The organism is Virgibacillus sp. NKC19-16 (assembly GCF_021560035.1).
Classification (GTDB): Bacteria; Bacillota; Bacilli; order Bacillales; family Amphibacillaceae; genus Virgibacillus_L; species Virgibacillus_L salidurans.
In genome coordinates this window covers 3,301,754-3,321,728 of record NZ_CP074373.1, presented here as the reverse complement: position 1 = coordinate 3,321,728, position 19,975 = coordinate 3,301,754, and the positions used below count along the sequence as shown (strand labels likewise).

Sequence of the window (19,975 nt, the reverse complement as noted above, 5' to 3'; positions counted from 1 at the left end):
GAACGAATGATGAAGCGAATACTTTTTGGCATGATTGCAATTGTACTCATTATGCTGTTAGCCGCATGTACCGAAGAAGATGATACAAATGAAAATGAAGAAGAAGAGGAAGAGATTCCAACACAGGTGGAAACGGTTGAGGCGACAGAAGGTGATTTAGTTATTGACAGATTGGTGTATGGACGCACGTCCCCATCAAGCACAGCACCAGTTGGGCTTCAAAACCCAGGTGAAGTTGATACATTAGAGGTGGAAAATGGTGATCAGGTAGAAGAAGATGATCTGATTGCGACCATAGCTACGCCTGCTGGAAATCAGGATATAACAGCATCAGCTGCAGGGGAAATCACAAATTTAGAAGCCTCAGAAGGGGACAGGGTAAGCACAGAAGAGCCATTAGCCGTTGTTGCTGATCTGGATAGCATGATTTTGACATTTAGCGTAACAGCCGATGTTCAAAAGCTTTTTTCAACGGAAGATACATTGGATGTTGTGATTGATGATAATGAATATGAAGCAGAAATTACTGAAATTGGTAAGATGCCTGACGATACAGGGTTATATCCGGTAGAAGCAACAGTTGAGAATGAAGATGGAGATATCCTGCCTGGAATGATTGGAGAGATGAGCGTTCCTGAGAACAGGGTAGAAGAATCCATTATCGTTCCGACAGAGGCGATTACTCGTGTTGATGATGAGGCTTTTGTCTATGTTATCGATGGTGATCAGATTGCAAACCAAATAGCTGTAACCGTTCAGGAAACACAATCCGATGAAACGGCCATCGAAGGCGAAGTTCAAGCAGGAGATGAGATCGTTGTCGATGGGCAATTGACTCTAAATGATGGCAGCGCAGTAAACGTTGTGGAAGGGGAATAAACTTTGAAGCTAGTAAATACATCCGTTAAACGTCCTGTTGGCGTCATAATGATTGTACTTGCAATCATTGCGCTCGGCATTGTAAGTGTACGTAATTTGTCGGTAGATCTTTTTCCGGATATTGAATTGCCGGTAGCAGTTGTAGCAACAACTTATGAAGATGCGGCACCACAGGATGTAGAAAATGTCATTAGTCAGCCACTCGAAGCTGCTGTTAGTTCCGTTGAAGGGATTGATACCGTACAATCCCAATCTCAATCCGGTTCATCCCTCGTTATGATGATGTTCACCAGTGGAACAGACTTGGATCAGGCCTTACTCGATGTACGTGAAAGTGTTGACCAAGTTAGTGGTTCCCTTCCGGAGGGAGCAGGAGAACCAAATATCATGCGCTTTAGTCCGGATCAAATGCCAATTGTAACCATGGGGTTAACCGGTGGGGATCCGGAAGAATTAACACAGATTGCCAATAATGATATCGTGCCATTCTTTGAACGTCAGGAGGGGGTTGCTTCTGTAACGGTGGAAGGTGGCGAGGAGCGCGAAATTCAACTAGTGCTTGATCAGGAGAAATTGCAGCAATATGGTATGAGCCCGCAAACTATTGCTACTGCGCTGAACAGCTCGAATCAATCAGCATCTGTCGGCAATGTTGAACAAGGGAATAAAGATCTTCAGCTGCGTGTAACCGGTGAATTTGAGTCATTAGAGGATATTGAACAAACGATTGTTCAATCCGAGTCCGGGGCCACTGTTCACGTAGAAGACATTGCTGAAGTAAATGATACGACGAAGGAATCTTCAACAACACTTGTAAATGGAGAGCCTTCCATTGTCCTAAACATGATGAAGAAAACGGACGCCAACACAGTTGATGTTGCAACAACCATTCAGGAGAGAATGGATGAATTAAGTGGGGACCTGCCTGAGGATGTAAATATGGAGACAATCATTGATACATCCGAATTTACGCAGATGTCCATTGATTCTGTTGTACAAAATATCTTAATCGCTGGGGCTATAGCCGTTTTTATTTTACTCCTATTTTTAAAAAGTGTACGCGCAACGCTTGTAATTGGTTTTTCGATTCCGATTGCGCTTATCTCGACATTTGCTCTATTATATTTCACGGGTCAAACACTTAATGTATTAACGCTAGGTGGATTAGCATTAGGAATAGGGATGATGGTCGATAGTTCGATTGTTATTTTAGAACATATCTACTCCTACAGGCAGAGAGGTTACAGTTTAGTTGAATCTGCAACGAAAGGAGCATCAGAGCTTGCGCCGGCAGTGATTGCATCCACCACTACAACATTGGTCGTCTTTTTGCCAATGATCTTTGTGGAAGGTATTGCAGCCGATCTGTTTACACCACTCGGGTTAGCCGTAGCATTTGCGTTAGTCACATCCCTTATCGTAGCCATCACGCTCGTACCGATGCTTTCATCGAAAATGTTATCCAAAGCAATGGCAGAAAGTGGCCGCCGTTATTGGTTTGACCGTTTTCTACATTGGCTTGGGGGCAAGTATCGCAGTGCACTGGAATGGGTGCTCCACCACCGTAAAACAACGATTGCAGGGACGCTTATTGCAATTGTAGCCAGCCTTGCATTAATACCATTTGTTGGTGCAGCGTTTATCCCGGCATCCGATCAGGGTCAAATGCAAATCCAGGTGGAAACAGAAACCGGAAGTTCAGCGGATTATACCGAGGAAAAAGTTATTCAAGTAAATGAGGAATTAGCAAATCACCAGGATCTCATTGACTCTAGTTATGTTTCTGTTGGTGGGGGCGGCATGATGGGGGCAAGTGCAAATACAGCCACCTATACCGTGCAGTTAATACCAGCTGGAGAGAGAGAGACGTCTACAGATTCCTTAGTCCAGGAACTCGACGGAGAACTGCAATCGGTCACTGGAGCAGAAATCACTGTTAGTTCAATTAGTGACATGAGTACAGGAGACCCGATTCAGATCCAGTTAAATGGTCCGGAACATGAAGTCCTGCGTGAATTATCGGATGATGTTGTGAATACTATTTCATCCATCGATGGTGTCTTTAATCCCTCATCCGCTGCAGATGAGGCCGTCCCCCAGATGAACATCGACATTAATGATGATCAAGCAGCGATGTATGGGTTAAACCAAGAACAAATCCTAGGCCAAGTTCAAATGCAGTTTAATGGTCAGGTTGTCACTAGGTACAGTGAAGCCGGGGAAGAGATGGATGTTTCCATGATCTATCCGGAAGACACGCGCAGTACAATTAATGATTTAGAGGATATGAAAATTCAGTCCCAAACCGGATCTCAGGTCCCACTCCAGGAAGTTGCTTCGTTTGAGCAAATACAAGGACCTGTAGCATTACTACGGGAGAACCAACAGCCGCAAATGAACGTAACAAGCGCTATTAGCGGTCGTGATCTGGGAAGTGTTGTTGGAGATATAGAATCAGCACTTGAAGACATGAACTTGCCTGAAGGGTATAGCTATAATATGGGTGGCCAGGCCGAGGATATGGCGGATGCATTTTCACAACTGGCCTTAGCGCTCGTTTTCTCGATATTCCTGGTATATGCCGTCATGGCAATCCAATTTGAGAATTTCCTGTATCCGTTAATTATTATGTTCGCACTGCCAACAACCGTAGTCGGCGTAATGCTCGGATTCCTTGTAACGGGGCTGCCACTGAGCACTGTCGCATTCATTGGGCTCATCATGCTTGCCGGTATCGTTGTCAATAATTCGATCGTACTTGTCGATTACATGAATATACTAAGGCGAAAAGGCATGGAAAAACATGAAGCCATTATTGAAGCGGGTCGCAGCAGATTGCGCCCGATCCTGATGACAACATTAACAACTGTGTTAGCCATGGTGCCAATTGCACTGGCAATAGGCGAAGGTGCAGAATTACAGCAGCCATTAGCCGTAACCATTATATTCGGACTCAGCGTCTCGAGTATGTTCACATTGCTGCTTGTACCAGTGGTTTATTCTATGTTCGATGATTTAACCAAGAAAATTACAGAACGGAAGAAGAAAAAGGAAGTATAAGTTAATGAGAAAGCTCCTCGCGTAGCCGGCCGGGGGGCTTTTTGTGTGGAATCGGGTGTGTGTTTGTTGTGGATGTTCGGAGGCGGCTTTGAATTGGTAGAAGGTCCAAAAGTATCTCCAGAAAATCAGCATACATATTGAGTGCCCTATTTCAACATTTTCCTTTATACAAACAGGGAATAATGATGTGTGATTTCTAGTTTAATTGGGAACATTAATATATAACTTTTTTCATTGGAGGAAAAACGATGTCTTTATCACGAATTATGCGATGGATAACTGGAATATTGGAGGCTCTGCTAGGGATACCGATTTTAGGTGGCATTTATATACTTAGCCAGGCCTGGACGCCGCTTATTGTCATGCTATTCCTGCATATAATTACATGGGTGCTAACCCATAGAGATAGAGGAATGACCGCTGGTAGTATATTAGGTGTCATAACATCACTTATAGCTTGGATTCCATTTGTTGGTATGATAATGCATATTATAACTGCCATCGTCTTGATGTTTACCGCCGCACGACCTGATCCTGAACGGGGAGATTGATGTTGAATTGGGGGAGGCGAGATTAAGTCCATATAATTGTGTAAAAAGAAAATAAAAAAGGGTCACATTAATTCCTATGATACAATGTTTAACAACCACGAAAAACAAGGAGGAATTAATGATGACCCAGATACAGTTTAACCTAGATATGGACTTTTTAAAAGAGTCATTAATGAATTCGAACATTGATAACGTTGTTAAATCAACTATTGTTCTAGTTTTGAACGAGTACATGGAAAAAGAACGTGATGCGTATTTAAAAGCCGGTGCTTATGAACGTTCAGATGAACGTCAAGATTATCGAAATGGCTACTATGATCGAGATTATATGTTGAGTATTGGAAAGGTTAAGTTATGTGTGCCTCGTACTCGCAGTGGGGAATTTTCAACCACTGCATTTGAAAAATATAGACGTTGTGATCAGGCATTTGCTTTATCTATGCTTGAAATGGTCGTCAACGGTGTGTCCACTCGAAAGGTAAAAAATGTTGTAGAACAATTGTGTGGTGAATATGTCTCTAAGTCCTTTGTATCCTCACTCACTGAGAAACTGGACCCAATTGTGAATGAATGGGCAAATCGTTCTTTAGGCACCGAATATTATCGGTATATATACGTAGACGCTATGTATATCAAAGTTCGTGAGCATCATAAAGTGGTATCTAAAGCAGTTTATATTGCCACTGGACTTAACGAGGGAAATAAAAGAGAAGTACTAGGCTTAAAAGTAAGTCATGAAGAAAGCTACGAAGCCTGGAATGAATTTTTAAGGGAACTCATCGCACGTGGTTTACAATCACCAAAACTGGTTATTTCAGATGCTCATTCCGGACTAAAAAAAGCTATTCCAAAGGTGTTTATCGGAACTTCATGGCAGCGTTGTACCGTTCATTTTAAGAAGAATCTGATTGATGAGCTACCAAAGAAAAGCATGAATGATGTAAAGGAAGAATTAAAACAAATTTTTGATGTATCTACACCTGAGATGGCAAGAAAACGAAAAGATGAATTCGTAAGTCGTTATCAAGATAATTCTAAGCTGAATAAAGTTATTGATAACCTGGAGAATGGGTTTGATGATGCCATTCAGTATCTAAATGAACCAGAAGAATATCAAAAGTTTATTCGTAGTACAAATTCCCTCGAACGCCTTAATCAAGAGGTAAGACGCAGGGAAAGAGTGATACGTATCTTTCCTAATACGCAATCAGCATTCCGCCTGATTGGAGCTGTATTAATGGATTATGAGGAAGAAGAGCAAAAGAAAAGACCCATATTCAAAAGGGACTAGCATGGCCTGATCGCGCGCGAAAATTTGTTTTGGAAAGGAGTGGTACCCCTCCTTTCCAAAACAGATTCAACTAAATACTATAAAGTGGCTATAAACTTGTAAATAGGATTTTACACAATAAAATGTACTTGACTGGAGGCGAGGTGGAACGGGAGAGAAGGCCACCTAAACGGGAGGGTGGCGCTTTGAATCGGGAGAGAAAACATCTAAAACGGGAGAGAGCGTATCCAAATCGGGAGAGCACTGCTTCAAAACGGGAGACAGACCCTTCGAATCAGGATAGACCCGCCCCACTCGCGAATCCACCTCCCAATAAAAATAAAGAAGGGCGCCGCAATCCAGCGGCACCCTTCTTTATTTTTATAAACAGGCATTCCTTCAAAAAGATCCTCTTATTGTACTACATCTCTTATCGGCCACCAATGAAAGCCATCTTTGGCAAGCAGATCATCCGCTTCTTTTGGCCCCATGGATCCTGAAGTGTAATTTGGAAAGTCAGGCGTTCGTCTGGACCATGCATTTAAAATAGCGTCAATGTACGCCCAAGAGAATGCTACCTCATCCCAATGTGTAAAGTTTGTTGCATCCCCAAGCATACAGTCATAGAGCAGTTTTTCGTACGCTTCGGGTGTATTGATCCCATGCACACCATTATTATTATAGGAAAGCTGAATAGGCTGTGCGGCAGAGCCGTGGCCTGCTTTCTTCGCATTTAAAAACAGCGTAATCCCCTCATTTGGCTGGATATTAATGACAAGTAAATTCGGGTTTTTGTTCCCGTCATCCTCCGAATACAGATTCATCGGAATGTCCTTAAATTCAACAACGATATTGGTTGATTTTTCGGCCATACGCTTGCCTGTCCGAATATAAAAAGGGACCCCGGCCCAGCGATAATTATCAATCATAACTTTACCTGCCACATATGTTTCCGTATGCGAATCTTTTAATTCATCCGTTTCCCCGCGATAACTCTGCACATCCTTTCCATGCAAATGACCACTGCCATACTGTCCGCGGACGAAATTCTCATCCACTTCACTATCGTCAATGGGGCGGAGTGCCCTTAGTACCTTGATTTTTTCCGAACGAATTTCATCGGTTGTTAGTTTAATGGGCGGCTCCATAGCGAGTAATGCCACCATCTGTAACATATGATTTTGAACCATGTCCCGGGTAGCTCCGGAATGATCATAATAACGTGCGCGTTCCTCGACACCCAGTGATTCACTGGAGGTGATTTGAATGTTTGAAATGAACCGATTGTTCCATAGATGCTCGAATATTCCATTGGCAAAACGGATCACTTCAATGTTTTGAACCATTTCCTTGCCTAAATAATGGTCAATTCGATAAATCTGATCCTCATCAAACGCCTCACGAATTTGGCTGTTCAACGCTCTCGCAGATGGCAGGTCATGGCCAAATGGCTTCTCGATTACAAGGCGTGACCAGCCGGAGCTCATCTCTAAGCAGTAATCCTTCAAGTTAACTGCAATTGTTCCGAAAAATTCCGGTGCCATCGCCAAGTAGAATATTCGGTTGCCATTTGTATTATACATCCCTTCCAGTTCCTGCATTAAATCATTTAACCCCTGATAAGAAGAGGCTTCCGTAACATCAAAGGACTGGTAATAAAAATGTGATGTAAATTTATCTACATCCGATTTGGAAGCATTTGTTTCCTTAATCGATTGTTCTACATTGTCACGCAATATTTCATTGGTCCACGGCCTCCGTGCAAGACCAATCACTGCAAAGTCATCATCAATTTTCCCATTTTGATAAAGCCTATAAATAGATGGAAATAATTTTCGTTTCGCTAAATCGCCTGTTGCCCCAAAAATAACAATAATTGCCTTTGGGTTTTGTTGATTATTCAATAGAAATTCCCTCATTTCTACGTGAGTCCATAATTATTCATTTTAAAGGGGAAAAAGTTTTAAATCAACTAAAGCAGGTTGGAGGGGATTTCAGTGCCTGTCACCACCCGGTTTTTGTTGATTATTGTCGAATTCAATAATATAGATGAAAACAGCCCTCAATGAGTCGATCGAGGACTGCTTGATCAGTCAAATAAAATAATAATTAAGGCGCCATCATAAACAGAGCAACTAGCGCTACGATCGGTATAGCATTGACAAGCGCGGCGCTAATTGCGGCAAAGGAGTTTATCGTATCCTTTGTTTCCGGATTTACATCCACTTTCCTCTGCAGAAAAATAAAGAAAGCTGCAAATCCCATCAATAAAAGTATAATTAATCCAGGTATGTATAATTCGCTCATGCTATCTACTTGATTCGTCCCCATAAATCCAAAAACCAGCAGTATAAGCGGAATGACCTCACTCACAGCGACCCCGATCATAAAATGACTTTGAACCTTATTTCGCTGTCCAGGATCTTCCTTCAACTTTTCCATATTCACTTTAAAAAGAACTAAGATCGGAATAACAGCCAACACCGCCGCAGCAACAAAAATATACGCCATCATCACACCTCCTCAGGTCTTATCTGATTATTATTAAAAAACCATAATCATTTTACCACATGTAACAGTGACAGGCACGCCCCGGATTTTGTCGAATCATGTCATCAAGCTTGTACTGTCTCCATTACGTATTTTTTCCATTCTAGAAATTCGGAGGTGAGTAAAATGTCTTCATTTCTCGGTCTGGAAAAGGGGATGATGATCTCTTTTTTTACATGCGCCGGATTAGTAGAAAGGATAATGATTTTATCTGACAAAAACAATGCTTCTTCAATGTTATGTGTCACAAATAGAACAGATTGCTGGTCTTCCTCCCAAATATAGAGCAGCCATTTTTGCATATCCAGACGTGTAAACTCGTCCAGCGCAGAGAAAGGCTCATCCAAGCACATGAAAGATTGTGGACTTAAGAGAGCCCGAATAAAGGCGACGCGCTGCTTCATGCCACCGGATAGTTCGTGTGGGTAGGCAAGAGCAACGTCGCCAAGTCCTGCTTTTTCTAGCATCTTCATTGCGCGGTCTTTTTCTTTTATGCCCTGCAGCTCCTGGCCAAGCAATACGTTTTGCATGACCGAGCGCCATGGGAAGAGGGAGGCTTGCTGTGGCATATAGCCAATATGGCCGCTCCTCCTTGTAATCTCTTTTTCATTCATAAATATTTCACCACTGTCAGGTGCAAATAACCCACCAATTAAGTTGAATAATGTACTTTTGCCACTCCCGGAAGGCCCAATCAATGAGACGAATTCACCATCTTGAACATCGAATGAAATGCTATCCAGTATTTGTTTATCTCCAAAGGATTTGCTGATATTCCGTAATGCGAGCTTCATCATTGTTCTCCTTTCTTTTACCACCGTATCAATCTTCGCTCCAGCAAGGTAATCAGACCAATAACTGTTAGGCTAAGCAGCATAACAACAATAATTGCAACGAATACACGTGGTGTCTGATAAGATGAAGAAGCGAGTGTCATAAACACACCAATTCCTTCTTGAGCTCCCAGCCATTCAGCGATAACTGCAGCCATCACGCTGTAAGTTCCCGCTATTTTCAAACCGGAAAAAATCGCAGGCAACGCATGAGGCAACTCCAGTTTCCAAAACAATTGTAATTTGCTGGCACCCATCATTTTCATGTAGTAGGTCAACTCCCGGTTGGTTTGCTGAAATCCACCTAAGGCAGATACTGCAATCGGGAAAAAACATCCGATTGTAATGACAATCAATTTTGGCAAGGAACCAAATCCAAACCAAATGACAAGCAATGGTGCAAGTACAATAACGGGCAGGTTTTGCGAGAGAATTAAAAACGGATAAAATGTCTCCCGCATGCGTGGCGACAGATGCAAGAGCGTGGCACTCAACAAGCCGACCGACGTCCCGATGATAAATCCTGTAATGGATAACTGTGTTGTTGCCAGAAGATGTGTCAGGAAGCCAGGAAACACATCTATCCCTTCACGAACAATATCTGTTGGGGCAGGGAGTAACCATGTTTCAATCGAAAAAACCTGTGTTGCCAGCTGCCATAAACCAATCAGGATAAAGATGGCAGCAACCGGCCGCCATCCTATCTGCAATAATTTTTTCATTGGTATTTCTCCGTTAACGCATCCATAGCAATCCCTGCCGGCTGATGGAGTATCTTCACCTGTGAGATGACATTGCCCGCCCCCATTGCAATCATTTTGTCATTCATTTTCTTAATCACTTGCAGCAATTCGGATAGTTCACCTTCCATCGTTGTTTCAAGCGGATGAACGTGATACGTTACATTTGCATCATCGATCACAGCAATTGCCGCGTCTACATAAGAATAGGCGTTTTCACCCGCCTCTACTTTCGGGATAATTTGAATACTTATGATTGAATTCGCCACCTGAAAATCACTCCTCACTTGGTAAAAATTCATTTGTAAATGCTTGGTCCACCTCAAGTTCGTTCTCAATTATTCCATTTTCGAACATCCAATTAGTAAAACTCTCCCATCTTTCATGTTCTTGAATACCCCAACGCTTTGCATCATCCTGGTATCTTGGTGATATCCACTCCTGACTTGCCCTCACCAAATCCGGATCCAGCTCCTGCTCACTATCTATTAAAATAGAAGCGGCGTCTTCCGGGTTTTCGATTGCAAATTCATAGCCTTTTGCTGCTGCATGTACAAATGCTTCAACTGTTTCTGAATCGGTTTCAATCATTTCTTCACTTGTTGCTAGAATCGGCGTATAGTAATCGAGCTCCTCGGAAAAATCAGTAAGATATACCATATTTAATGGTTCGTCTCTTAATTCGGCTTCAACACCTGTCCAGCCGTAATAAACAAGCGAGAAGTCGACATCACGCTCAACCGCTGTGAAAAAGTCGGCGTCACCAATAGGCAGGAATTCGACCTCATCAATATTCGCATTATTTTCTTCCATGATGGTTTGCATCATAGCTTGTTCCAGCGTGCTGCCGGTTCCACCATATATTTTTCCTTCAAAATCCGTTGGTTCTGTAATGTTTTTGTCTACAGGTGACGCATAGCCAGCCGTATTATGCTGCAGGACCGCTGCAATCGAAACGAGCGGAAGCCCCTCCACGCGAGCCTGCGTTAGTCCTTCCTGATAACTAACACCAAAATCTGCCTGTCCTGAAGCGAGTAATTGATTTGCGCCAGCTTCCCCTGGTAACATAATTTCGACATCAAGCCCTTCCTCTTCAAAATAACCATTTTCCTTTGCGACATATATTCCGGTATGATTTGTATTCGGCGTCCAGTCCAGGACAAAGGAAACCGGTGTTAGGTCATTTTCACCCCCTTCTGTAGCTGCTTCATCCTGCCCACACCCTACTGTAAAAAATAGAACGATAGATAAAAATAACAAAAAGTATGTTCTACTCATTTTTCTCCTCCTTTAAAATAAAAAATGCGCTAAAGGTTAGCCCTTTAGCGCATAGGATAAACATTCATCATGTTTTAAAATATGACTATGTTCCCTCCGCTGGTACCAACCAGATCAGGTTCCAAGGGTCAGTATCATACGGATACAATCTCAGCCAGCTTAAACCAGCCCCCCCACATTAAAATATAAAATTTTCAGGAATCGAATACAAAAACAGTATGCCACAGAATAACCCAAGATGTAAAGCCCGAACAGTGACAGGCACGCCCCGAAATTTGTCGAATCATGTTACGTTTGCATATGTAGTAATGTATTCGATATAATCAAAGGCAGACGATACGCTACCTCAGATGAATAGAAATCATGAATTTTAGGAGATTCCTATGTATAATTATGTCGATTTATTTATCGCATTTATGATTGCACTTGTTGCGACTTTTTTAGTAACCTATCCCGTGAAAAAATTGGCGATTAAGATAGGGACGGTTGATCTGCCAAATAGAAGGAAAATACATACGCAAATAACACCGAGACTTGGTGGAATAGCCATCTTTATTGGTGCTTTTTTTGGTGCGCTTTACCTGCAGCCGACTCACGAGCACCTGCCGGAAATTTTACTTGGAGCGATTGTCATCGTCCTAACTGGTGCACTCGATGACCGCTTCAGCATCAGACCTGTTATCAAGCTTACGGGACAACTTATTGCAGCGTCATTTCTTATTTCGTCGGGACTTATCATTGAACGCGTAACCCTGCCAATCATCGGCATGGTAGATCTTGGCTTTTTCAGTGTGTTTATCACAGTGCTCTGGGTTGTTGGCATCACCAACGCGATCAATCTAATCGATGGGCTGGATGGCCTTGCTACAGGGGTGGCGACAATTGCCCTGACAAGTATATTCATCATGGCACTAATTGACGTGCAAATCATCGTCGCATATTTATGTATTGTATTGATCGGTGCCAATCTCGGATTTCTGTATCACAATTTTTATCCTGCAAAAATATATATGGGTGATACAGGTTCCAATTTTCTCGGCTACATGATCGCAGTAGTTTCCATGCTCGGGTTGTTTAAAAATATCGCGTTATTCGGTTTCATCATCCCTGTTGTGGTGTTAGCGGTGCCGATATTTGATACATTGTTAGCCATTGTCCGAAGAGCCTACAATAAGGAAAACATCATGATGCCGGATAACAAGCATCTCCATTATCAGCTGATTGCCGGAGGATACAGTCACCGGAAAACAGTCATGATTATGTACGCGTTCAGTGCCTTATTCGGTGCACTGGCCATCCTGTTTTCTTTTGCATCCATCTCAACGGCATTTATTGTCACGTTTTTTGTACTCGCGCTCCTACATATTTTTGCAGAATTGTCAGGAGTCGTCATGGGAGGAAGGCGACCTGTTGTGGACAGGCTAAGAAGATTACTTAGAAAAATGGAGAGGAATAGATGAGGATTCTCTGCTTAGGTAGGGGATCCTTTTTTTGGTTTGGGATGGGAATATTGTTATGAGTTTAGGTTATGCTAAACTGAAGTTTTCACGTGATGCTAAATTCTCTTTCTATGTTGTCTCTTATAAGCATTCTTTGTGAAAGTACCCTCCATAGCCATTCATATGGCAGAAAAAGGGCGGGTCCCCGCTCCCGCCCGATTAAACTAACTTACGAGAGTACCTCCCGATAAACCCGCAGCATATTCTCACCATAAATTTTCAAAATATCATCCTTTTCAAAACCGCGCTCCAGCAGTGACTCTGTTAAATCCTCAAGCGCTCCGTGATTGCGGACAACATCAAATGCGGTGCGATTTTTTACATATTTATTTAGCATGTCACATAAATCCAGGCCAATCCCAATATGATCGATGCCAACAATAGAAACCATATGTTCGATATGATCCACCAAAGTTTCGATCGTGGCATCTTTGGGTGGCTTGGATGCAATTTTGCTAACTGCATTAATTCCGGCAACCCCGCCTGAGGTCGCAATTTCTCGTAGCTGTTCATCTGTTAAGTTCCTTGGCGTGTTGGCGATCACCCGCGTATTAGAATGAGAAGCGATTACTGGTTGATGTGAATCCCTGATAATATCTGAAAATCCCTGATCATTAATGTGTGTGACATCCATTATCATGCCTAATTTTTCTGCTTCCTCAATCACAGCAAGTCCAAAATCGGACAAACCGCCAGTCATTTGGTGCTCAGCGAAGTCAAATGCACATCCATCACCGGCAGCATTTCTTCTGCTCCATGTAAGCCCGATCATCCGGACTCCAAGTTCATAAAACACACGTAAAAGTGTTATATCTGTCCCCAGGGGTTCAACGCCTTCAAAGGAGAGCATAATCCCCACTTTTCCGCTGTCTTTCGCCTGCATGATATCCTGGATGTTTTTGCAAAGCATTATCTTATCCGGAGACTCCTCGATCTCCGTATACAGACAGCTTACTTGGTTCAATGCCTTACGAAGCGCCATTTCCGGCAAATCACCATCACCTAGGTAAATGGAAGACACAATAATATTCCAGCCCCCTTTATGGAAAAAGGGGAGATGATCTGACTCAATCACCCGCTTCCGCCCTAATTCACGCTGTGCCGCCACATCAAAAAGAAGGTCAAAATGCGCATCAATCGTAATAGATTCATCGTGGATTTCATTTATTAATTGCTTAAATTTTTCCATGACCACTGATTAGCCTCCTAAAAGTGTCAATTTCACTTTATTGAATCATATTCAGGGTAAAAAAAGAAGTGAAAAGGATCAATTGCGAGTTCGACAAGTGCCTGTCACGCCCCGAAATATGTCGAATGGATTTGGGTTACTATACATCAAAATTATACGACTGGGATGCTTGTCTATGTTTTTTACAAATAAATGTCTTTATTTCAAAAAATAGGTCATTTTTCATGGGAGTATTACAATTTTCGTTAAAATTGAGGTTTATTATCTATATATGAAGGGTGAAAACGAGGAAATTAGACACTATTTTCCAATAATCAGAAAGTTATTTTGTAATATTGATTTTGTTGGTAGGTCTATATAACTAGTAATGTATCGTTGGAAATAAAGTAAGATGACAGAAATTCTATTTAACCAAGCTTTAAAAAGGGTCTATTTAAAAACAAGGACTTTAACCTATGTAATAAATGAGGAAAATGCATTACTATTTCATCAATTTTCAAAATATTATATCTTTCTACTAAAAAATCTATTATACTTATATTTACAACGAAGAAATACGGCAACTGACCACTGGATTTCACACAAATTAGTGAATCTAGCTGCCAAAAATCTTAATAGGAGGTGAAACGATTTCTGCTCAAATTTTACTGCGTATTTCACTAGATTCATCAAAGTTAAATCGATTTCGTAAACCATCTAAATTTTAAGGAGGATATTATGAAAAGAAAAAGTTGGCCAAGAATTTTATCTCAAGTCCTTATTTTAGTGTTGTTTATGACCATGGTTCCAATGACAGGGCTAGCGACTCAGCAAAATGATAGCGCTTCACAACCGCCGACAACGGGATTTGAGGAGCGTGAGGGAGATGGGTGGACAACCCATGAAGAGGAATTGGAATTCTTAGAAGAGGTATCGGAGTCGTCGGATCGGGTTACTTATTCACAAGTTGGTACGACGGAAGAAGGTAGGCCACTGCACTTGGTGCGCGTGGGTTTTCCGGAACCCCCTTCCGATGAGGACATTGCCGAGGGACGGAATATGCTAGTCATTGGAACACAGCATGGTAATGAAAACGCACCAAGGGAGATGGCCTTGCAGTTATTGAGGGATCTTGCGTTTACGGATGATCCGCAAGTTTTAGAACAACTTAGTGATGCGACGATACTGTTCATTCCGACAGCGAACCCAGATGGCAGGGAAGCAAATACACGCAGTAATGCGGCAGGGATAGATATTAATCGCCAGCATCTAAGTTTGAGTACGCTTGAGGTGCAGACGATAGCAGAAGTCCTGGATCAGTTCAATCCTGATATTACGGTGGATGGGCATGAGCGCCCTCGCGCTACTGGAAATCCGGATATAGAATTGCTCTGGCCACGTAACCTTAATGTAGATGATGAACTGCAGGCATTAAATCAAGAGATGGTTGAGGATTACTTGTTTCCAGCTGTAGAGGATGCTGGCTTTTCCACAGGATTGTATGGATCCCCAGGTGGAGCAGGTGGTGGTGACGAACGTATTATGCGTAACATGCTGGGATTACGCAATGGTATGGGCGTACTAACCGAAACTGCTGGCGAGCAAGAGCCAACATACCGGGTTGAAGCTCAAAAACGCGCTGTCGAATCGGTGCTAACATTTTACCGTGATCGATTTGAAGACGTCACAGCAGTCATGACCGGTGCACCGGAGCGTCAAGCAGAGGCGGGAGCAGATCAATCCCAGCCGTTCTATTTAGACGGGGCAGATAATTGGGACCCGACGACAGTACTGGAAAAGAAACCGAGTGGATATTTGCTTAGCGAAACACAGGCTGAGGAAATGAGCCAACATATGGCTTTATTCTCACTGCAAACCGAAGAGGTAGATGGTAATGGTGTATTTGCTTCGATGAGCCAACCGATGATGACGGTCTTGCCATTTTTGCTTGACGAGCGCGCTACCTACAATGAGGTTGAAGGTTTAGCTTTATATGATAGTACGGATGTGGGAACTGCAACGAATATGAAATCATTGGTTGAGCATTTTGAAGACGAGGAAGCATTCTCAGATGCTAGTGATGCTCGTGCCTTGAAAATGCATTTGACTGCAGTAGATCGTTTCGAAAAGCAGGAAGAAAGCGAGAAAGTTTTAAAACACATGAATAGTTTTAACACATTGCTCGACCATCAGAAAGATAATGACGTAATTTCTGAAAAGGCCTATGAAGATCTTGGCACCTATGCTGATTATTTGCTTGATAAGTGGGAGGTTGGCTTAGATTCTAGCAGGGTGATGGATGATGCTAGCTAATTACGTGGAGATTAGACATTTAAATAGGATTTTTCATTCATGAAACAGTTATTCAGATAAAAAATGAGGAGGAATTTAAATGGGTTTAAAAAAACAAGTAGGTATGGGGATTGCCTCGGCTGCACTTGGTCTAACGTTAATAGGTGGAGGAACGTTTGCATATTTCAGCGATAGTGAGACAACGAACAACACGTTTGCGGCTGGAACGCTTGATTTAGGTGTTGAACCGACGGAGGTGATTAATGTTGAAAACATTCAACCCGGTGATTCCATGACTCGCGATTTTGAACTGCAAAATAACGGTACCGTGGATATGAACAAGGTTCTCCTGGAAACGGATTATTCCGTAACGGATGCAGAAAGTGACAATGTGGATGATTTCGGAAACCATATTCAAGTAGAGTTTTTATACAATGCGGATCAGCTGAATGAAGTAATTTACGAAACAACATTGGCTGATCTGAGAGACATGTCACCTGAAGCTGTTAATGAAGAAGTATTTATTCCTACGCTTGGTGAAGATGGACTTGAAGCCGGTACCAGCGATGACCTTGTTGTCGAATTTACCTTCGTTGATAACGGAGAAGATCAGAATGAATTCCAGGGAGATTCTTTAAATCTGGAATGGACATTTACTGCACAACAAGTTACTGATGATGAAAGCTAAAGGAGTGACCTAGAAGAAAGATTGAGAGATTGATAGAAGTGTTGCAACTTCAACGTGGGATATTCTCTTTTTCTGATCTCATGAGTTTATAAGCAATGTGCACCCCCTGTGGCAGTATAATGACTGCCATGGGGCAATGGCAATAAGACTTATGTCATTCAGATGATAAAGAATAACGCAAAGGTAAAACGAGCGTTAAGCTTTGGTCAGAATAACAACGAAACGAGATGCATAAAAGTAACCCTTATTAATCATAAGTAGGTAATTCCAAAGGAGTGGAAAAATGTTAAAAAAACGACTATTCTTACTTGCAGCATCGATCTTTTTTGCTTTTTCCTTTGCTGGGATGGTCAACGCGGCACCCACTGACACTTCAGATGTCATTGGGTATGATGAAATGATTGGTACACTTGAGAACCTGGAAGAACAAGGTGACGGTAAGCTTGATGTATTTACACTAAGAGAGATCGGTATTGAAGAAGGAAGAAGTGAGGCAGGGCGCGATCTTTATGTTGCAAAGATAGGCAACGGTGACAAGAAGATCTGGGTTCAAGGACGTATTCATGGTGATGAGCCTTATGGAACGAATGCAACGTTGCGCATTATCGAAAATTTAATAGAGGAAAAAGACAACTCTTATAAAGAGATGATGGAAGAGTTAACAATATATTTTATTCCAATGTATAATCCGGATGGCGCTGAAAGGTATGAAAGAGGAACGAGAATCATTGACCCGGAAACAGGGGAGCCCGGGGAGTCTGTCGATTTAAACAGAGACTGGGTTGAAGGTAATTTTGAAGCAATTGAGACACTTGGTTATTACACATTTTGGGCTGAACTTAAGCCTGATTTTGCACTTGATATCCACCATCAAGGGGATAAAGAGTTTTATGATACAGATATTCCCGTAACGATGTCACTTGGTATCACGTTAGCACCAGAGGGCCCTACCCTTTCCGATATTGAAGGAGGGGAGTACGCAGATCTGGGCCGCCAAGCGATGGTTAATGTATACGATGCTGTAGACCCCTATCACCAATTTACAGTTAACCAGTATAGAGTGGGTCCAAATGATACGCATGAAGTTGATTACCGAGGCGCGGTAATGTCTGGTATGATGCTTGGGCTAAATTATCAAGGTATTAATCCTGAGGGGCATAGCAATCCTGCTGCTTTCTTGGAAACCTCGGGTGAATTTTTGAATGGTGAGCGGGAACCTTTGATTCAGCAGAATGTCATTGCTACTCATGCCTTTTTGTCGGGGCTTGCTTCAGAAGAAATGTACAACATTGATCCTGATCGCTGGGATGAAATACCAAGTCCCCCGCTAACAGGTTATAGCACAGATTATGATGGCACAATCTCAATTCCCGAGCAGCCAGCAGTACTATTTGAAACATCTGCAGAAGATATCAATGGGCTTGTCAATTTTTATGAGGATGAGGGAAAAGTAGACAATAATGCCGCTCAGGACTTGGGTGTACATTCAACTGCTGTAAGTCACTTCGAGGAAAATGGATTAATGGAAAAGGCTGCTAAACATATGAACAGCTTTATACCATTACTGGACTATCAGAATGAAAATGAGCTGATAGCTGATGAGCCGTACCAAACCCTTAACGCATATGCTGATTATTTGGTTGAAAGGTGGCAATAGTTTCATAACCTTGATGTACTAGAATCCATTGAGAGGTGAATATCATGAAAGATAATATTTGGAGAAAAATTCTGCCCTTTGCGATCTTATTATTGGCACTGACTATAAACCCACTTACTGGTTTAGCAAGTCAAGACGGAGATAATAAGAAAAGCTCGGATGACCATTTTATGACCTATGAGGAACTAGGCCAAAAACTGAATGAAATTGAGGAGGCCAGTGCCGGAAAGGTTGAAGTCGAGGTTATCGGTCATTCACGCGAAGGACGTGAAATCTACACTGCTCGTGTGGGGACGGGCGACCAAGTGTTGCTGATCAACTCTAATATACACGGTAATGAGAAGAGTGGCCCTGAAGCACTTATGCAAATGTTCGAGACTCTTGGAACTAGCGATAGCTCCTTTGCCCAAGCAGTTCGTGATGGGGTTACAATAGTTGCTATTCCTCGGCTTAATGTTGATGGTGCCGAGATAACTCAACGGCAAAACATTTTCTCTTGGGATGATGTCATAGCGACTTACCCACAACTCGAAGGTGCTGATCCCGCCTGGTACTATAGTGAAAGGAACGGCGGTTTTGACATCAACCGGGATTTTAACCCGGATTTGAACTACGAACCTGTGCTGGAGGATTTACCTGGTACGGGTGCTGACCCTGGTTTTTTTCTAACAAATGAATCCCAAATCCTTAGAGATCTTTATCTGGATTTGAAGGATGAGTTCGGGGAAGTGGAAGCTTTTGTCGACCTTCATCACATGGGAACTCCTGAGCTCAATGAAACTGGTGAGGATGTCACAATTGCAATAGACTATCCCCCACTGGGACCAGATGATAGCTCCAAATACGATGATTGGCCAAAATTGGATCAAGACAAATCCAAACGCTACTCGTTGGCTGCTGCCCTTGGTGTAAAGGAATTTTCAGACAGTGAGGAGACCGGTGTGGCTCGTTATTTACACCCAGAGGAGCGCGATTTGCCTGGTCAGGCTAGGTCTTCATTTGCTCTCAATGGAACCGCAACGGTTCTTTTTGAAATGCCTGGACAACAACCTGAATATGGATATGATCAGCAATTGATAGATCGCGTGGAGAACGGGTTATGGGGTATTGTCACCCGTATGGCGGATAACTCGATTGATGACCTTAACGGTGATGATTTCTTGAACCTGCCTAAGTATTGGACTTCAAATCTATCTGATACGGAAACACTCATTGATCGTTTCTTCAAAGAAGGAGAGTTCGAAACTGAGGATGCCGTTCGTTCCTTAAAGGTACATTTAGCCGCAATAAGCCATTACGCAGAAAATGAAAAAGCTGACAAAGTAGTTAAACATATTAGGAGCTTTAAGTCTTTACTTGATCACCAGGAAAATGAAGAATTAATTTCGGAAAAGGCGTATGACAGGCTAACGGATGACGCTGATTATTTAATTGGAAGGTGGCAGTAAAGGCCACCTATAAATTGGGGAGATCGAATAGATGGATCAAGAAGTCACTTGTCCTATCTGAC

The 19,975-nt window shown here is 42.4% G+C and carries 16 protein-coding genes and 1 riboswitch; of the genes, 9 read left to right on the top strand and 7 right to left on the bottom strand.

Annotated elements, in window-relative coordinates:
• Positions 1 to 9: 9 nt before the first annotated feature.
• The 4 genes from KFZ58_RS16550 to KFZ58_RS16535 all read left to right on the top strand — a co-directional run bounded on the left by KFZ58_RS16550 (position 10) and on the right by KFZ58_RS16535 (position 5,781).
• A complete protein-coding gene (locus KFZ58_RS16550; RefSeq protein WP_235792386.1) occupies positions 10 to 879 on the top strand; it encodes an efflux RND transporter periplasmic adaptor subunit in 870 nt (289 codons plus the stop codon).
• A 3-nt stretch (positions 880 to 882) separates the two neighbouring features.
• The gene (locus KFZ58_RS16545; RefSeq protein ID WP_235792385.1) at positions 883 to 3,939 is read left to right on the top strand and encodes an efflux RND transporter permease subunit; all 3,057 of its coding nucleotides are present in this window, start codon (positions 883 to 885) and stop codon (positions 3,937 to 3,939) included.
• A gap of 248 nt (positions 3,940 to 4,187) precedes the next feature.
• Positions 4,188 to 4,490, top strand: a complete 303-nt coding sequence (locus KFZ58_RS16540; protein WP_235792384.1) for a hypothetical protein — start codon at positions 4,188 to 4,190, stop codon at positions 4,488 to 4,490.
• 121 nt (positions 4,491 to 4,611) lie between these two features.
• Positions 4,612 to 5,781, top strand: a complete 1,170-nt coding sequence (locus KFZ58_RS16535) for an IS256 family transposase (RefSeq protein ID WP_235794768.1) — start codon at positions 4,612 to 4,614, stop codon at positions 5,779 to 5,781.
• A 392-nt stretch (positions 5,782 to 6,173) separates the two neighbouring features.
• On the opposite strand, the gene zwf is transcribed toward KFZ58_RS16535, so the two are convergent.
• The 6 genes from zwf to KFZ58_RS16505 form a co-directional block, all read right to left on the bottom strand.
• Positions 6,174 to 7,664 (bottom strand): glucose-6-phosphate dehydrogenase, encoded by a 1,491-nt coding sequence (gene zwf, locus KFZ58_RS16530; protein ID WP_370642328.1) that lies wholly within the window; start codon positions 7,662 to 7,664, stop codon positions 6,174 to 6,176.
• A 205-nt stretch (positions 7,665 to 7,869) separates the two neighbouring features.
• Positions 7,870 to 8,271 (bottom strand): hypothetical protein, encoded by a 402-nt coding sequence (locus KFZ58_RS16525; protein WP_235792382.1) that lies wholly within the window; start codon positions 8,269 to 8,271, stop codon positions 7,870 to 7,872.
• 104 nt (positions 8,272 to 8,375) lie between these two features.
• Positions 8,376 to 9,107: an ABC transporter ATP-binding protein gene (locus KFZ58_RS16520; RefSeq protein WP_235794767.1), complete on the bottom strand. Its 732-nt coding sequence runs from the start codon at positions 9,105 to 9,107 to the stop codon at positions 8,376 to 8,378.
• A gap of 14 nt (positions 9,108 to 9,121) precedes the next feature.
• Positions 9,122 to 9,865, bottom strand: a complete 744-nt coding sequence (locus KFZ58_RS16515) for an ABC transporter permease (protein ID WP_235792381.1) — start codon at positions 9,863 to 9,865, stop codon at positions 9,122 to 9,124.
• Positions 9,862 to 10,152, bottom strand: coding sequence for a thiamine-binding protein (locus KFZ58_RS16510; protein WP_235792380.1), 291 nt, complete (start codon positions 10,150 to 10,152; stop codon positions 9,862 to 9,864). Before KFZ58_RS16510 ends, KFZ58_RS16515 begins: the two co-directional genes overlap by 4 nt.
• Positions 10,153 to 10,159: 7 nt before the next feature.
• Positions 10,160 to 11,161: an ABC transporter substrate-binding protein gene (locus KFZ58_RS16505; protein WP_235792379.1), complete on the bottom strand. Its 1,002-nt coding sequence runs from the start codon at positions 11,159 to 11,161 to the stop codon at positions 10,160 to 10,162.
• A 74-nt stretch (positions 11,162 to 11,235) separates the two neighbouring features.
• A riboswitch (TPP riboswitch) is annotated at positions 11,236 to 11,346 on the bottom strand.
• A 198-nt stretch (positions 11,347 to 11,544) separates the two neighbouring features.
• Here KFZ58_RS16505 and KFZ58_RS16500 point away from each other — a divergent pair.
• Positions 11,545 to 12,621: a glycosyltransferase family 4 protein gene (locus KFZ58_RS16500; RefSeq protein ID WP_235792378.1), complete on the top strand. Its 1,077-nt coding sequence runs from the start codon at positions 11,545 to 11,547 to the stop codon at positions 12,619 to 12,621.
• A 208-nt stretch (positions 12,622 to 12,829) separates the two neighbouring features.
• On the opposite strand, the gene KFZ58_RS16495 is transcribed toward KFZ58_RS16500, so the two are convergent.
• Positions 12,830 to 13,849 carry a dipeptidase gene (locus KFZ58_RS16495; protein ID WP_235792377.1) on the bottom strand — a complete coding sequence of 340 codons (1,020 nt, stop codon included), beginning with the start codon at positions 13,847 to 13,849 and terminating at the stop codon, positions 12,830 to 12,832.
• A 717-nt stretch (positions 13,850 to 14,566) separates the two neighbouring features.
• Between KFZ58_RS16495 and KFZ58_RS16490 the strand changes: the two genes are divergently transcribed.
• The 4 genes from KFZ58_RS16490 (at position 14,567) to KFZ58_RS16475 (ending at position 19,913) form a co-directional block, all read left to right on the top strand.
• Positions 14,567 to 16,141, top strand: a complete 1,575-nt coding sequence (locus KFZ58_RS16490; RefSeq protein WP_235792376.1) for a M14 family metallopeptidase — start codon at positions 14,567 to 14,569, stop codon at positions 16,139 to 16,141.
• Positions 16,142 to 16,220: 79 nt separating this feature from the next.
• Positions 16,221 to 16,808, top strand: coding sequence for a CalY family protein (locus KFZ58_RS16485; RefSeq protein WP_235792375.1), 588 nt, complete (start codon positions 16,221 to 16,223; stop codon positions 16,806 to 16,808).
• A gap of 283 nt (positions 16,809 to 17,091) precedes the next feature.
• The gene (locus tag KFZ58_RS16480; protein ID WP_235792374.1) at positions 17,092 to 18,465 is read left to right on the top strand and encodes a M14 family zinc carboxypeptidase; all 1,374 of its coding nucleotides are present in this window, start codon (positions 17,092 to 17,094) and stop codon (positions 18,463 to 18,465) included.
• Positions 18,466 to 18,557: 92 nt separating this feature from the next.
• Positions 18,558 to 19,913, top strand: a complete 1,356-nt coding sequence (locus KFZ58_RS16475) for an FIMAH domain-containing protein (RefSeq protein ID WP_235792373.1) — start codon at positions 18,558 to 18,560, stop codon at positions 19,911 to 19,913.
• Positions 19,914 to 19,975 lie beyond the last annotated feature (62 nt).

Bases quoted from the DNA above. Each gene is read 5' to 3' on its own strand.
- KFZ58_RS16550 (WP_235792386.1), top strand. From the start codon at position 10: ATGAAGCGAATACTTTTTGGCATGATTGCAATTGTACTCATTATGCTG.
- KFZ58_RS16540 (WP_235792384.1), top strand. From the start codon at position 4,188: ATGTCTTTATCACGAATTATGCGATGGATAACTGGAATATTGGAGGCT.
- KFZ58_RS16535 (WP_235794768.1), top strand. From the start codon at position 4,612: ATGACCCAGATACAGTTTAACCTAGATATGGACTTTTTAAAAGAGTCA.
- KFZ58_RS16525 (WP_235792382.1), bottom strand. From the start codon at position 8,271: ATGGCGTATATTTTTGTTGCTGCGGCGGTGTTGGCTGTTATTCCGATC.
- KFZ58_RS16520 (WP_235794767.1), bottom strand. From the start codon at position 9,107: ATGATGAAGCTCGCATTACGGAATATCAGCAAATCCTTTGGAGATAAA.
- KFZ58_RS16515 (WP_235792381.1), bottom strand. From the start codon at position 9,865: ATGAAAAAATTATTGCAGATAGGATGGCGGCCGGTTGCTGCCATCTTT.
- KFZ58_RS16505 (WP_235792379.1), bottom strand. From the start codon at position 11,161: ATGAGTAGAACATACTTTTTGTTATTTTTATCTATCGTTCTATTTTTT.
- KFZ58_RS16500 (WP_235792378.1), top strand. From the start codon at position 11,545: ATGTATAATTATGTCGATTTATTTATCGCATTTATGATTGCACTTGTT.
- KFZ58_RS16495 (WP_235792377.1), bottom strand. From the start codon at position 13,849: ATGGAAAAATTTAAGCAATTAATAAATGAAATCCACGATGAATCTATT.
- KFZ58_RS16490 (WP_235792376.1), top strand. From the start codon at position 14,567: ATGAAAAGAAAAAGTTGGCCAAGAATTTTATCTCAAGTCCTTATTTTA.
- KFZ58_RS16485 (WP_235792375.1), top strand. From the start codon at position 16,221: ATGGGTTTAAAAAAACAAGTAGGTATGGGGATTGCCTCGGCTGCACTT.
- KFZ58_RS16480 (WP_235792374.1), top strand. From the start codon at position 17,092: ATGTTAAAAAAACGACTATTCTTACTTGCAGCATCGATCTTTTTTGCT.